At 36.8% G+C, this 14,296-nt stretch carries 9 protein-coding genes; 5 read left to right on the plus strand and 4 right to left on the minus strand.

All coding sequences use genetic code 11. The features are described 5' to 3' along the window. Positions 1-44: 44 nt before the first annotated feature. The 4 genes from IP358_RS01185 (at position 45) to IP358_RS01200 (ending at position 7,538) form a co-directional block, all read left to right on the plus strand. Positions 45-728 carry a F0F1 ATP synthase subunit A gene (locus tag IP358_RS01185; protein ID WP_006802104.1) on the plus strand — a complete coding sequence of 228 codons (684 nt, stop codon included), beginning with the start codon at positions 45-47 and terminating at the stop codon, positions 726-728. Continuing rightward, complete coding sequence (locus IP358_RS01190) at positions 712-1,278, plus strand: thiamine phosphate synthase (protein WP_040498271.1); 567 nt, start codon at positions 712-714, stop codon at positions 1,276-1,278. The genes IP358_RS01185 and IP358_RS01190 overlap by 17 nt, the downstream gene beginning before the upstream one ends. Positions 1,279-1,636: 358 nt before the next feature. Continuing rightward, positions 1,637-4,129, plus strand: a complete 2,493-nt coding sequence (locus IP358_RS01195) for a S6 family peptidase (RefSeq protein ID WP_169302232.1) — start codon at positions 1,637-1,639, stop codon at positions 4,127-4,129. Positions 4,130-4,136: 7 nt separating this feature from the next. Next, complete coding sequence (locus IP358_RS01200) at positions 4,137-7,538, plus strand: autotransporter outer membrane beta-barrel domain-containing protein (RefSeq protein ID WP_006802101.1); 3,402 nt, start codon at positions 4,137-4,139, stop codon at positions 7,536-7,538. Between the two features lie 14 nt (positions 7,539-7,552). On the opposite strand, the gene IP358_RS01205 is transcribed toward IP358_RS01200, so the two are convergent. From IP358_RS01205 to IP358_RS01220, 4 genes are all read right to left on the minus strand, one after another. Then, on the minus strand, positions 7,553-7,759 hold the full coding sequence (locus IP358_RS01205) for a hypothetical protein (protein ID WP_006802100.1): 207 nt from the start codon (positions 7,757-7,759) through the stop codon (positions 7,553-7,555). A 3-nt stretch (positions 7,760-7,762) separates the two neighbouring features. Then, positions 7,763-8,995: a malic enzyme-like NAD(P)-binding protein gene (locus tag IP358_RS01210; protein WP_006802099.1), complete on the minus strand. Its 1,233-nt coding sequence runs from the start codon at positions 8,993-8,995 to the stop codon at positions 7,763-7,765. A 100-nt stretch (positions 8,996-9,095) separates the two neighbouring features. Next, positions 9,096-11,081 carry a translocation/assembly module TamB domain-containing protein gene (locus IP358_RS01215; protein WP_006802098.1) on the minus strand — a complete coding sequence of 662 codons (1,986 nt, stop codon included), beginning with the start codon at positions 11,079-11,081 and terminating at the stop codon, positions 9,096-9,098. Between the two features lie 17 nt (positions 11,082-11,098). Then, positions 11,099-11,395: a hypothetical protein gene (locus IP358_RS01220; protein WP_006802097.1), complete on the minus strand. Its 297-nt coding sequence runs from the start codon at positions 11,393-11,395 to the stop codon at positions 11,099-11,101. 108 nt (positions 11,396-11,503) lie between these two features. Between IP358_RS01220 and ileS the strand changes: the two genes are divergently transcribed. Then, a complete protein-coding gene (gene ileS, locus IP358_RS01225) occupies positions 11,504-14,290 on the plus strand; it encodes an isoleucine--tRNA ligase (RefSeq protein ID WP_006802096.1) in 2,787 nt (928 codons plus the stop codon). Positions 14,291-14,296: the final 6 nt, after the last annotated feature.

Raw genomic sequence — 14,296 nt, forward strand, 5'->3', positions numbered from 1 at the left:
TGGCATAATTACTAACTTTTAAATTATTGAGGGAGTCTTTTAAAATGGACGGAAGATTATTTACCTTTTTTGGAATGATTAGCCACGATCATGACTTTATTATCGCAATCCACACAGTGTTAGTTGCTGTAATTGCGATTGTTTTAGCAAAACTTGCAACTTCTAAGCTGCAAGTTGTTCCTGGCACTATACAGAATATTTTTGAAGCGTTTTTGGGTGGTGTAATTTTTATGGCAAAAGATGTTATTGGAGAGGAGAAGGCTCGTAAATATTTGCCTTTAACTGCTACAATTGCCCTTTTTGTTTTTTTGGCAAATTTAATCGGAATTATTCCGGGTTTTGAAGCGCCTTCATCAAGTTTGAGTTTTACACTAACGCTTGCTTTAGTTGTGTTTGTATTTTATAATTTTGAAGGAATTCGCACTTTTGGCGTTGTGAAATATTTTGCACACTTTGCTGGACCTATCAAGCCACTAGCGCCTTTAATGTTCCCTATTGAAATCATCTCACATTGTTCAAGATTAGTTTCTTTATCTTTCCGTCTTTTTGGAAATATCAAGGGAGATGATATGTTCTTGCTTGTAATGCTTATGCTTGCCCCTTGGGTTGCACCTCTTCCAGCATTTTTGCTTTTAACATTTATGGCATTTTTACAAGCATTTATTTTTATGATTCTAACTTATGTTTTCTTGGCAGGAGCGGTTTTAGAAAGTGAGGAAGCCCATTAAGGCTTACCTTATAACTGACCCTTTTCTCTATCCGCAATCTCCTTTAGAATTCTATAAATTTTATCAAAAAGTTTTAAAAAAACACCGCCCACAATTTGCTGCCTACCGCGATAAAACAATGTTATTTGACTCTAGATTATTAGAAATCTTTTTAGAGTTAAATTGTAAATTTAATGTAATAAGCTTGATAAATTCTAATGCCAATTTAGGTTTAAAATTAGGTTTTGATGGAGTGCATTGCAACGGAGCGCAATTAGATCAAATCCAAAATTATAAAAAAAGATTCCAATATGTTTTTTATAGTGCGCATAATTTGCAAGATTTAGATAAAGCAGATAAAATGGGAGCTAGTGGGATTACAATCAGCCCGATTTTCCAAAGCCCAAACAAAGGAATTCCGCTAGGCATTGAGTTTTTAAAACGCATTAATCCAAAGGATTATCAAGCAGAAATTTTTGCACTAGGTGGGATTGTTACAGAAATAGAAATTGATGTTCTAAAACAAACGCAAATCCATAACTTTGCCTCCATACGATATTTTTTAAATTAGATTGTTATTTGTAGAATATTTATGTATTAAAGTTGAAATTGATTTTAATCTTTTGATATATTTAATTTAAGTTTATTTTTATTTTATATGATTTTAAAATATAAAATAAAATATTTATTAAAATTCTTATTTAACTTTTTTGCACATTAAGCAAGCTTTATTGCTTGGATTAGAAAGTTATTTTTTAACTTTTTAAAAAGCATTAAAATATTTTTATTGCTAAATACTAACTCCGTTTCTTTAGGTATTATTTTTTATGCTTTTGATACAATTTAATTACATTTTTGTCTTAATATAGAGCATAAAACTTTATATTTGCCATAATAAACTTAGCAAAAAATGAAGGGATTTTATCGTGTTGAAATATAAAGATAATAAGAAAATTATCGCCGTTATTGTGTTATCAAATGTGTTGATAAGTGGGTTAAACGCACAGATTATCTATGCCGATAAGTTTTTCTATCGCGATTTTTTGGACTTAGGGCAGAATAAGGGGGCGTTTAGTGCTGGGGCGGAAAATGTCGTTATCCACTCTAGCAAAACCCCGGGTGTGTCTATGAGCTTTGAAGCTCCTATTATTGATCAATCTGCTAGAAGCAATAATGGCAACTCCACAGCTCTTGGGAGAAACTTCGTTATCACTGCTACGCATGTCGTAGGTAGTAGCGGAAGTAGTAATAACTCGCTTGCCAATGCTACAAATGCAGAGGTAAGACGCTGGGGGCAGACTTCTTACACCATAAATACAGATAATAAATCTAAAAATTATGGCTTTGATGTGTCTTTTGCACGATTTAATAAATATATTGTAGAGGGCGAAACAGAAATCTTTGATGCGGGATTGCAATCAGATACTAGCACCGCTACTAACCCTAATGCAAGCCTAGAAGCAGCGAATCTAGAAAAGCTAAAAGAGTATTTAAAAAATAATGCGACAGATTCTAATGGCAATCTTCTTGTGTTTCAAGCAGGTTCAGGGACATTAAGTCTTCTTAATGCTCCGGGCGGTGGATTTAGCAATGGTGGGATAGCCGCGATTACCGGGACTCGTGGTGGGAGCTTGAGTGGTGCGATTGACTTTAGTAAAATCACTTATCAAAACTCAAAAGCAAATGAAAATGTGGGGGCTAGGGGACTCCAAATAGTAGAACGCACCGATCTTACTTGGGTTAATTCCATAAGCCCGGGCGATAGCGGAAGTGGATTCTACATCTATGATAAAAGTAAGGGCAAGTGGCTACTGCTTGGTGTAACCGCTCAAGCGGATTTTGTGGGTGGTGGGACTTCTGCCATTGCTGTGGCGACTAAGGAAGATTTTGAGAAGTATAAAAAGCAAAATGAGCAAGAGATAGATTTAAAGGGGAGTGACTGGACTTACGATGGGCAAGGATTCCAGAATGGAGCTTGGATAGGTAAGCAAAACAATAAAGACTTGGTTTTTAGTAATGGCGGTAGCATAGAAACCCAAAAAGATATACGCCTACTAGACAGCGGACAGATAGGTGGTTTTGTCTTTAAAGCAAAAGATGGGGCAAATGCCACAAATCCAACAATCTATAAAATCACAAGTGGCACACAAAGTAACGGCAAACTTTTTGGCTTTGACGGAGCAGGGCTTGATATTGATGAAAATGTTAAGGTAGAGTGGGGGCTTGGCTTTATTAGTGGCAAAACAAGCGTAAATGATTCTTTGCATAAAGTTGGTAAAGGCACATTAGAGATTAAGACAGGTGCAAATGCCGAGCAGGGCTATCTCCGCGTGGGCGATGGAAAGGTAATTTTCAATACAGATTCTCAAGTGTTTAAAGGTGTGTATCTTACAAGCGGGCGTGGGACTTTGGAACTAACAAAGGATAAGGCGCAGGCTTTTGGTGCAGTGGCTGTGAAACCACCGCTAGATTCGCAGATTCAGCACCATTTTAAACTAGAGCAAAACGATGTAGATAACCTTGGAATCTATTTTGGTAATGGTGGTGGGAACTTGGACTTAAAAGGTAATAGTCTAACGCTTAATGCCATATCAAGCAATGATTCTCGTGCAAATATTATTAATACAGATTCTACTTTAAGCAATATGATTATTGAGGGCTTGGGGTATGAGAATAAAAAGAAAACACAAAATAAAGCTAATACCATTATTCACGCAAGTTTTGGGCAAAGCACAGATTCTAAAAATGATAATGCAGATAAAAATAACAATATAAACCTTATCTATAAAGGCGATGATAAAACTCCCATAAGTGATGATAAAAAGGTGGCGCTTGTCTTTGATGGGAATGTTGATGCTAAAGGGCTAGAAGTAGATAATGGCAAAGTTGTTTTACAAGGACATCCTACAACTCACGCATATATTAGAAATGAAAACATAACAACAAACCTTGGAGTGAAGAATTTTTTAGAGCTTGTGAAAAAAGCAGAGGGTAGCACTTTGCCTAGCTGGATGGATCTAAGTCGTCCTAGCACGCTAGAGCAGCCAGACTGGGATCATAGAGTGTTTAAAATCGGCACGATTGATTTGCAAAATTCTCGGCTTGATGTAGGGCGTGAGGCGACTTTGGAGGGTAAAATCAAGGCAGATTCTAACTCGGCGATTAACTTTGGCGGAGATATAGAGCATTATATTGATAAAAAGGATGGCGAAAACACCACAGGCAATGGATTTGAGTATCAGCAAATTGTGGAGAAAAATAAGCTAAAAGAAGAAACGCAGAAAATCGCAAATCAAACAATCCAATTTAAAGGCGAGATTGAAGCAGATGGCACAAAGATAAACTCAAGCATTTATGACTTTAATGCCAAGCTTGACTTAAAAAATCAAAGCAAGTTTAAAAGCAGACTTTTTAACACTTGATAGGGAAATGCACAAAAGCGGGGTAATAATTTCTCTAAATAACAGCACTGCGGAAATTAAGAATCTTATCTTTAAAGGAATTCAAAATAGTGATAGCAATATTGTTGATATACAAGGCACTTCAAAGCTTGAAATTGCACAATCACTAGGCTTTGAGAAATCTACTTTTGATTTAAGCAATCTCAATTCTATGGGAAATTTCACAAAGCCTACAAGTTATGATATTTTTGTTAAGGATAAATCAACCATTACTGGCACAAGCACAGCAATTACTGGCAATGTTGGAGTGATGAGCGAATCTAGTCTAAGCCTAAAATCCATAATGCTAAAAGATACAACAACGCAAGGGCAAGAGTCTAAACCCGAAAATCTCAAAAATTCCATTATAGTGGAGGGCAAAGAATCTAAATTGCAAGTGCAAGATAAAATTAGCTCTACAAATCAAGATAATACGCTGATTGTCGTTAATGGATTTAGGGAAACGACAAATAGCAAGGTTAAAGATGTGGTGCATTCTGCGATTTTAAGCGCGAATGGAGGCATTGAGCTACAAGGCACAGAATCGCGTGGGTTAAGCCAAACTTGCAACGGAGATAAATCTGGTGTAGATTGTTTTAATGATAAATCTATGAATAGTAAGATTAGCAATATTGTGCTAACAACTGGGGGCAAAATAGATTCTAACCTTAAAGCTACAAATTTACAACTCAATGTTAATGTAGATAAAGATTCTAGCTTTTTGGGTAGTGGTAAAACGCTCACAGCAGATAAGTCAAGCGTGGCATTAAATTTTGAGTTAGGCGGTAAAGAACAAGAGTTTAACATTGACGCAAAGCAAAAAAGCCATATCACGCTCACCGCTCACGCTAAAGAATCTTTGGCAAAGGACTCTAAAGCCTTTGAAAAGGCATTAGAATCTTCACAGTATAAAGGTAAAATCTCTGCGGATAATGGTTCTAAAATAGATTCTAATCTAAGCAATATTACTGCAAGTGTGGATTTAAAAGGTGGAGCTAGTTTAAATGTCAAAAGTGGTGGAATCCTAACGCTTAAAGATAACTTCAATAGCATAAGCTTGAGTGGAGCTAATACGGCGTTAAATGTTGGCACAATTGTGGCGGAGAGTTTAAGCAATCTTGCTTTGAATGTGGGGCAAGATTCTAAATTTAATGTTACAAACTTTGTGTTTAAGGGCGGCAGTGTGAGTAACGATAGATTCTATGGGGAGAATGTTTGGTTGCAAGATTCCGCCAATGTAACACTAAATCAAGGTGGCACAATTGCGCATAATCTTTACATTGATAGCAAATCTATCTTTAATACCAATCCAAATGAAGCACTACTAAGCGGAGGTAAAAAGCTTTTAATTGGTGGGGAATCTAGCTTTAAAGTGGCAAATGGAAGCGGGACTTTGGGCGTAAATGAGAGCGGAGAGACGATAATTCAAACCGAGATAGGTTCAAAACTAGAGATTAACAAACTTTTAGCGCAAAATGGTAGCAAGGTGTATGTAAGTCTAGATTTAGACAAAGTAGAGAGCAAAAAAGCGAATTCTAGCGAGCAAAAGAACTTCAACATTGAAGCGACAAATGGCAGTAATGTTTATGTCAATAGCTGGGATATGAATCGCCAAAGCTTTAGTAGTGGCAAAACAAGTCTCATTACTGATGAAAGCTCCAGAATCCACTTTGGGATTTTCAAGCATAATATGGCAAACCAAAACTATATAGAATCACCTATTAAGGCAAATCTCACTATTTCTCAACATTTAAGTCTGGAGAATGTTGGTAAGCCTAAGCCAAGTGCTGGGAATAAGGCTGTACAAAATAGCGTAAGTGTTTCTGCGATGACAAGAGATATTACAAGCGAAACTGCCACAATGCCTACAAATCAAACATTTTCAGAATCTGACCCGCTAAAGCTTGCTACACAAGCTGGCACAAATGATGATAGATTCCACGCGCTAAAATTGGAAGGCAATACTCTGTCAAATGGAGTGGTGCAAAACACAGGTAAAAATCTTACCCTAGAAAATGGCACGCGTATTGATGTAAAACTAGATGAAAGCATAAAAGCACCTGAAAATAGTAGCGGTGGAGATTTTCAGCTTAATAAATACTACACGCTAATTTCTGCAGGGAGCATTACGGATAATCGCACAGATAAGAGAATTTATTTTGATTTCGCAAATGGAAATGCGCCGCTGTATTGGGTTACGCTTGTGGAAAATGGAGAGGTGAAAGTTAAATTTATCAAAGAAGATCCAAGCAGTTATAAGGAGCTATCAAAATATATTAATAATGATAGATTGCTAGAGATTTTAATCCAGCATAATCCACAAGATTCTTTTGTGCAAATGGCAGGAACAGCAAGTCAATATAAAGAATTAGAGGGATATTTGGGAGCTATTGATAAGGATATGGAGCGTATTGCTAAAAATAGTGTGAATACTATTGAAAAGGTGCTTTGGGCAAATAATCAAAGCATTAATACGCGCATTATTCAAGTAAGACACGCACAAAAACACTTTGCTATAACTCCTGTGAAGCTTGCAAGCAATGATACTGAAGCCACATCGTTAGCTATTCAGGAAATTGAGAGTATGAGAGAGAAAAATAATATGTGGCTAAATACGAGTGTGGGGGCTTTTGTGCAAGGTAGAGATGATGAAGCAGATATTAATTTTTATAGCACAAATATTGGCTATGATAGATTGTTTGATATAGGAGATGATGAGTTGATACTTGGTGTTATGGCTGGATTTGGTAAGTCAAATTATGACGCTTCTATTTTTAGCGATAATTCTACGATTGTGAATTTTGGAGTTTATGGGTTGTATCAAACAGGCAATCACGAAATACAAAGCAATCTATCTATTAGCTCTATTAGAGGAGATAGAAGTATGCAGGGTGTTTTGGGGAGTGAAAAAGCGCATACGGATTCTTTGGGATTGCTTTCTCATAATTATTATAAATATAACTTCTTGCTAAAAAAGGGAGAAAATTTTGAATCTCTTTTGAAGCCTGTGGGGCTTTTGAGTCTTGGTTATGATAGTATTGGTGATTATAGAGGGACAAATTACGCACAGCAATCATTTGAATCTTTTAATGTAGGTTTGGGTACTGGGGTGGAATACGCTCTTGTGAATGAAAAAAATTCCTATATTTTTTCACTCTTAGCAAAAAAGAATCTATATAACTCAGCAGACCAAGTTTTTGTAAGCTTGAGCAATGCCCAAAACTTTATCGGTTATGAGCTTAATCCGGAGCCTTTAACCTTTCAACTTGACTTTATTGGAAAAAATCAATTTGATAATGGTTTTGCGTTACAATATGGGTTTTCGGTGATGAGCGATGTAGATGGCGGATATGGCGGCAAGGGTAATATAAGCCTTGAATATAAATTTTAAAGAAGTGACTAAAATTAAAGTTTATCAATCACAAAGCGATTGTTTTTTAAAAGAATCGGATAAACTTCACGCGTTTTGAGATCTACTAAGAAGCATTCATCACCATTTTCAAGCGTATAACGCTCTATGGGATAAATGCTTAAGCGGCGTTTGACTTCTTCTAAATCTTCGCATAATGCACTAAAGCCAAACATTACGAGTTTATAGCTAAATTCTTCCATAAATTATAGGCTTTTAATGCGCGCCACACCGCTATCAATGGCAGCTTGAGCAACAGCATTTGAGATAAACTCTTTTAAGCGTGTATCAAATGGGCTTGGGATAATGTATTCTTTGCCAAATTCAAAGGCTCTGCCGTGGATTTTCTCTAATTCTTGCTTTAAATCACTTGGAATCTCCGCTCTTGCTAAGTCCGCTAATGCTTTTGCTGCTGCAAGTTTCATCTCTTCATTAATACATCTTGCGCGTGCTTTTAACGCACCTTTAAAGATATAAGGAAACCCTAGCACATTATTGATTTGATTAGGATAATCGCTTCTGCCTGTGGCGATAATTGCGTCTGGACGCACTTTTCGCACAAGTTCCGGGCTAATTTCTGGCACTGGATTGCTCATTACAAAAATCATTGGATTAGGATTCATTCCTTCAATATCTTTTGCTTCTAAAATATCTGCTCTTGATAGTCCTAGCACCACATCCGCACCATCAAGCGCGTCTTTATAAGAGTTGATTTCTCTATCTACGATAAAATCTTTTTTAAATCCATTAAGATTGTCTTTGCGGTGCGTGGTGATTGCGCCCTTACTATCAAACATTACAATATTTTTTATGCCTAGACTTTGGGCAATTTTTGCACAAGCAATTGCCGCACCACCAGCCCCTAGCACAACGACCTTTAAATCCGCAATATTCTTATTAGTAACCTTTGCCCCATTGATGATTCCAGAAGCGGAGATAATCGCCGTTCCGTGCTGGTCATCGTGCATAATAGGGATATTTAAAATCTCTTTTAAGCGAGATTCTATATAAAAACACTCAGGGGCTTTAATATCTTCTAAATTGATTCCTCCAAAAGTTGGGGCGATAGCACGCACAATATCAATAAATTTATCGGGATCTGTTTCATCAACTTCAATGTCAAAGGCATTAATATCGGCAAATTTTTTAAACAACACTGCTTTGCCTTCCATTACAGGTTTTCCTGCAAGTGCGCCAATATCACCTAGCCCTAAAACTGCTGTTCCATTGGAGATAACAGCAACAAGATTGCTTTTTGCGGTGTATTCATAGGCGGTGTTTGGATTGCGCTGGATTTCTTTACAAGGGACGGCAACTCCCGGAGAGTAGGCTAGGGACAAGTCGTGTTCGTTATCAAGCTTGGTGCGTGCAATAACTTCAATTTTGCCACCTTGATGATAGGGGAGAGAATCGGGGTAAGTTTGCTTTAAATCTTCCATTTTGAAGCCTTAAGGGGGGGATAAAATTTTGCACGCATTTAAGCGAAATTAATATAAAGAAAAAATGAATTTAAATTTAAATTGTGCTAAATTTGTGTTTTTATATAGCTTTTTTAAATTTTAGATTTTGTGTTGAGCCACTTATATCAGCCTTTTTTGTGGTTTTGTTGCATTGTATTGTGAGATTTCCTCTTAGTGCTTGCGTGTTTAGATTTGTAATAATTTCAGAAGTATGAATGTTTTTGGGGTTGGAATCTTTTTTGTTTTGGAGTGTAAAAGTGCTTAAGAGTGTATTATCTGCTTGGAGTTTATTGTAAAAATGTCCGCTAAAAGTAGCGTTGTCTAGATTTATGCAACTCACTTTATTGAGATTATTTAAGAGCATTCCTTTTTGAAGCTTTAGAGCTATAATGTCAAAATTTATGTGCTTTGTGTGTTCTAAAAAATCGTGTTGAAAATGTAGATTAGCGCGTCCTTCTAGTGTTTTTAAAAAGGTTGGAATCTTTGGAAAAATTGTGTGAATTTGCTTTTGGGAGAGATTTTCTAAGTTAAAGTTTATGCGTTTTGGGTTTAAGATAAGACTGATTTTGGATTCTAACTTTTCTTGTGTGATTGCGCCATTTAGTGTAATAGAATCTTGTGTTGCAATGCCATTAAGGTTTAGCGCGCCATTTAGTAGGCTTTTGTTGTTATAAGAGAGATTTTGGAGTTTGCTAGCATTAATATTTTGAGGGAGATTTAGGCTAAAAGGTGCTAGCGTAATGCTTCCACCTACGCTTTGAAAGCGTATAATGTTAGAATCCAAAATGTAATCTACCACTCCTTTGCCTTGTGCAAGTTCAACTTTGGAATCTAAAGAAAATGCAGTGGAGGGGAAACCAATTTTAGTGTGGGTTTCAAAGAGTGGGCTATTGATAAATAGGTTTTCTCCTTGAATTTGTGCAATGCCTGAGATTCCGTGTGTAAAGTCGCGCAAAAGCACTTTTAGTGATAAGATTCCATTAAGATAAGCAGGTTGATTAAAAAGCTTTAAAAGCGCCATTGCTTGGAGATTATCGCTGTTTAACTCAAGGGTATGGGGATTTAACTCTTTTAAGCTTAGGCGAAAGTCAAGCGGGGAGTTTTCAAGTGTGATTCCGCCTTGGATTAACATATTTTTTATATCACCGCGTGCTGTGCCTTTTGCTAAAAAGATTCCATTTAAGGGGAGTTTAAAAAAAGGTGAAAAAGGCGATAAGCTTTGAAGCTTAATATTAAAGTCTGTATTTGTGGCAAGAGAGTAGATATTAGTTGTTCCATTTAAGAGAATATCGCCAATATTAGAGTAAAGGTTGAAAGTGTAATCTAAAGTGTTTTGGGAGATTGTGCCTTGGAATTGCGTGATAAAATGCGTTGGAGAAATCTTTAGATTAAAGGTTTTTAAAAACGCTTCTGTATCTAAATCTCCGCCATCAATATTTAGTGTAATATTGCCATCAAAGGTGCTGTTGAAAGCCTTTTGGGCTAAGTGGCGGTTAAGCTGTAAATCAAGGCTTAAGATTCCATCGCTATATGGGATAATATTTAGCATTTCAAGTGTTTTGGCAAGGCTTGCATCTTTTGTGGCAAGGCTAATACTTTGGGGAGTTAGATAAGAAAAGGCTATGCTTAAATCACTATGGGCTTGTAAGAGATTGCTACTTGCTTGAATGAAATAGTTTGCAAACTCTCCTGAAAATGTGCCTTCAATCCACGCGTTATTAGGGATTTTTAGGTGCTTTTGCTGATTTTTAAGCGGAAGCAAAAAGCCCTTAGAGTTTAAAAGAAAATCTCCTTGAATGCTTTGGGTTAAAAGAGAGTAATTACCCTTTGCAAAAAGCTCCAAATGCGTATCTAATGCGCTAAAATCCAAAGAAAATGCACTTGGGGTAAGTTTAAAATCACGCGTTTCCCATACAATGCCTGTTTTGGATTCTAAATTTTTAAGGATTAAACTTGCAACAAGGCTATTCCCAAAAGGTGAAAATAACAGCGCAAAAGCTCCACCAAAGAATATGAAAAGTCCAAAAATACAGAGTAAGATTTTGGACTTTAAAAGAGATTTCATTGTGATTTAAATGCGTTTTATAAGCCTTGACAGCGTTTTTTACACTGCTCAGAAGCTGGAGTATTTTTTCCGTGGCGTGTATTGCAATCTTGCAAGCAACCTTTTGTTTTTACTGCTTCACACATTCCACGCACCTTTTCGCATTCTTCAAGACAGCGAGTTTGCCCTTTGCCATCTTTGCGACATTTAATTAAACAATCACGCTTTGCATCATTACAATTAGAGCTTTTGTAAAGAAAAGAATTATTTTCTCCACTGCAAGCACCAAAAAATAAAACAGCAACAAAACCAAATAAAATAAATAATTTTTTCATAAGGCGAAGTCTATTTAAAAAATAGTTTAAAAGAACTTAAAAATAATACAATTTTAAATCAAATTAAGGTAGTATTCAAACTTTATTGTCTTAAAACAAAGGAATTTTATGGATTATAAAGAAACTCTTGTGCTACCTGTTACTAGCTTTCCTATGCGTGGAAATCTTCCACAAAATGAACCTAAAACCTATCTTTCTTGGAAGCAAAAAGGCGTGTATGCAAAAATGCTAAAAAATCGCCAAAACGCCAAAGATAGTTTTAATCTTCACGATGGTCCTCCCTATGCAAATGGGCATATCCACATAGGACACGCGCTTAATAAGATTCTAAAAGATATGGTTGTAAAACACCATTATTTTCAAGGTAAAAAGGTATTTTACACACCCGGCTGGGACTGCCACGGATTGCCTATTGAACAACAAGTGGAGAAAAAAATCGGCAAAGAAAAAAAGGATAATCTACCAAAAACGAAAATTAGAGAGCTTTGTCGCAAGCACGCACAAGAGTTTGTAGCAATCCAAAAAGACGAGTTTTTAGGGCTTGGAGTTTGGGGGGATTTTGAAAATCCTTATCAAACAATGGATTTTGCCTTTGAGACAGAAATTTATAAAGCACTCTGTGAAATCGCAAAAAAAGGATTGTTAAAAGAGCGTAGCAAGCCTGTGTATTGGAGCTGGGCTTGCCAAACAGCACTTGCTGAAGCAGAAGTGGAGTATAAAGAAAAAGAAAGCGATTCTATCTTTGTAGCCTTTGATTTGCAACAAGACGCACTAGAAGCTATTAACGCTAAAGAATGTGGAATCCAAAAAGCACAATGCGTAATTTGGACAACAACGCCTTGGACTTTGCCAGCAAATAGCGGGATTGCGCTAAATCCAAATGAAACTTATGCGCTCACAAGCAATGGCAAAATTGTTCTAGCTTCACAAGTGGAAAAACTTGTCCAAAGTGGCATTGTAGAGAATGGAATCCTAAAAACCTTTAGCGCAAAGATTTTAGAAAACAAGCACGCAATTAATCCACTAAATGGCAAGGATTCTAAGATTATCCTAGGCGAACATGTTGCAGTGGGCGAGGGAAGTGGTTGTGTGCATACAGCTCCCGGACACGGAGAGGACGATTATTTTGTGGGGTTAAAATACCATTTGCCTGTGTATATGCCTGTTGATGATAGGGGTTGTTTTGATGAAACTCTAATTAGAGAGCAATTATTGTTTAATCCTGATGAATTTGTAGGAAAATTTGTTTTTGACACACATACAAGGATTTTTGAGCTTTTAGGGGAGAATCTTTTAAAGCATACTAAGATCAAGCATTCCTATCCGCATTGCTGGCGATCTCACCAGCCGATTATTTTTAGGGCAACGGCGCAATGGTTTGTGATGATGGATACTCCCTTTAGTAGCAAGGGAAAAACACTGCGCGAAGTGGCATTAGAGCAAATTGATGCAACGCGTTTTTACCCAGAACACGGACTCCGTAGAATCCGCTCTATGATTGAAGAACGCCCTGATTGGTGCATTTCAAGACAAAGGGATTGGGGTGTGCCTATTGCGTTTTTTAGGGATAAGCGTAGTGGTGAAGTGTTATTAAATGCTGAAATTTTAGATTTTGTAGCAGATATTTTTAGCAAAGAGGGCTGTGATGCGTGGTGGAGTAAGAGTGTAGAAGAGCTTTTGCCTCCAAGTTTTAAAGCACAAAGTGAGCATTTAGAGAAAATCCACCATATTTTAGATGTGTGGTTTGATAGTGGAAGCACTTGGAAAGCTGTTTTAAATAACGCAAAATACACAAGTGGCGGTTATCCAGCGCAAATGTATTTAGAGGGGAGCGACCAGCATAGAGGGTGGTTTCATAGTTCCTTGCTTGTAAGCTGTGCGATTAATGAATGTGCGCCTTATCAAAGCATTTTAACGCACGGCTTTACAATGGACGAAAATGGTGAGAAAATGAGCAAATCTAAAGGCAATGTGATTCCACCAGAGAAAGTGTTAAAAGACTTTGGAAGTGAGATTTTGCGCCTTTGGGTGGCACAAAGTGATTATCAAAATGATCAAAGGATTTCAGAAAATATTTTAAAACAAGTGAGCGATAATTATCGCAAGATACGCAATACAATCCGCTTTTTGCTTGCTAATGTGGAATCTTTGGAATCCTTAGAAGTTGAGCATTTTTCACAAATTGATTTGTGGATTTTAAAATGTGCTAAAGAATGCTTTGAAAGTGTCAATCAATTCTTTTTTAATTATGAATTTTCAAAGGGGTTGCAAGAGTTAAATTACTTCTTAAATGTGGAGTTAAGTGGAATCTATTTGGATTTATGTAAAGATAATTTGTATTGCAATGCGCTAAATTCAAAAGAGCGCAAAGCTGCACAAAGCGTAATGGCTTTAATTTGCGGTAGGCTTTTTGGCTTGCTTGCCCCAATTCTCACTTATACTATTAATGAGGCTCTAAGCCATACGCAAAGTAAGGCGTTATTGGAATCTTGTGGAATCGCAAATGTAGCAAGTTATGATGTGCTAGATTTACTCTATCAGCCTTTGCCTAGCTTTGAAACTCCAAGTGTGGATTTTGAAATGCTTTTAGCCTTGCGTTCAAGCTTCTTAGAGCAAATTGATAGCTTAAAAAAAGAAGGTAAAATCAAATCCACGCTTGAAGTGGATTTAGGGATTCCAACTTCTTTAGAAAATTTTAAGGAATTAAACCTTTGGCTAATGGTGAGTGCTATTAAAGAGAATAGCGAAGCAAACGCGCTTGTAACTTTCACATTCAAGGGCGAGAATTACAAGATTTATCTAGCAAGTGGGCATAAATGTCCGCGTTGTTGGCAGTTTATTAGCAAGCAAGAAGGGCAACCTTGCGCGCGCTGTGCGCAAGTTTTAGAAAATTAAATAGCG

Origin of the sequence: Helicobacter winghamensis ATCC BAA-430, assembly GCF_028751035.1 — a bacterium.
GTDB lineage: Bacteria > Campylobacterota > Campylobacteria > Campylobacterales > Helicobacteraceae > Helicobacter_D > Helicobacter_D winghamensis.

Bases quoted from the DNA above. Each gene is read 5' to 3' on its own strand.
- IP358_RS01185 (WP_006802104.1), top strand. From the start codon at position 45: ATGGACGGAAGATTATTTACCTTTTTTGGAATGATTAGCCACGATCAT.
- IP358_RS01220 (WP_006802097.1), bottom strand. From the start codon at position 11,395: ATGAAAAAATTATTTATTTTATTTGGTTTTGTTGCTGTTTTATTTTTT.
- IP358_RS01205 (WP_006802100.1), bottom strand. From the start codon at position 7,759: ATGGAAGAATTTAGCTATAAACTCGTAATGTTTGGCTTTAGTGCATTA.
- IP358_RS01215 (WP_006802098.1), bottom strand. From the start codon at position 11,081: ATGAAATCTCTTTTAAAGTCCAAAATCTTACTCTGTATTTTTGGACTT.
- IP358_RS01210 (WP_006802099.1), bottom strand. From the start codon at position 8,995: ATGGAAGATTTAAAGCAAACTTACCCCGATTCTCTCCCCTATCATCAA.
- ileS (WP_006802096.1), top strand. From the start codon at position 11,504: ATGGATTATAAAGAAACTCTTGTGCTACCTGTTACTAGCTTTCCTATG.
- IP358_RS01200 (WP_006802101.1), top strand. From the start codon at position 4,137: ATGCACAAAAGCGGGGTAATAATTTCTCTAAATAACAGCACTGCGGAA.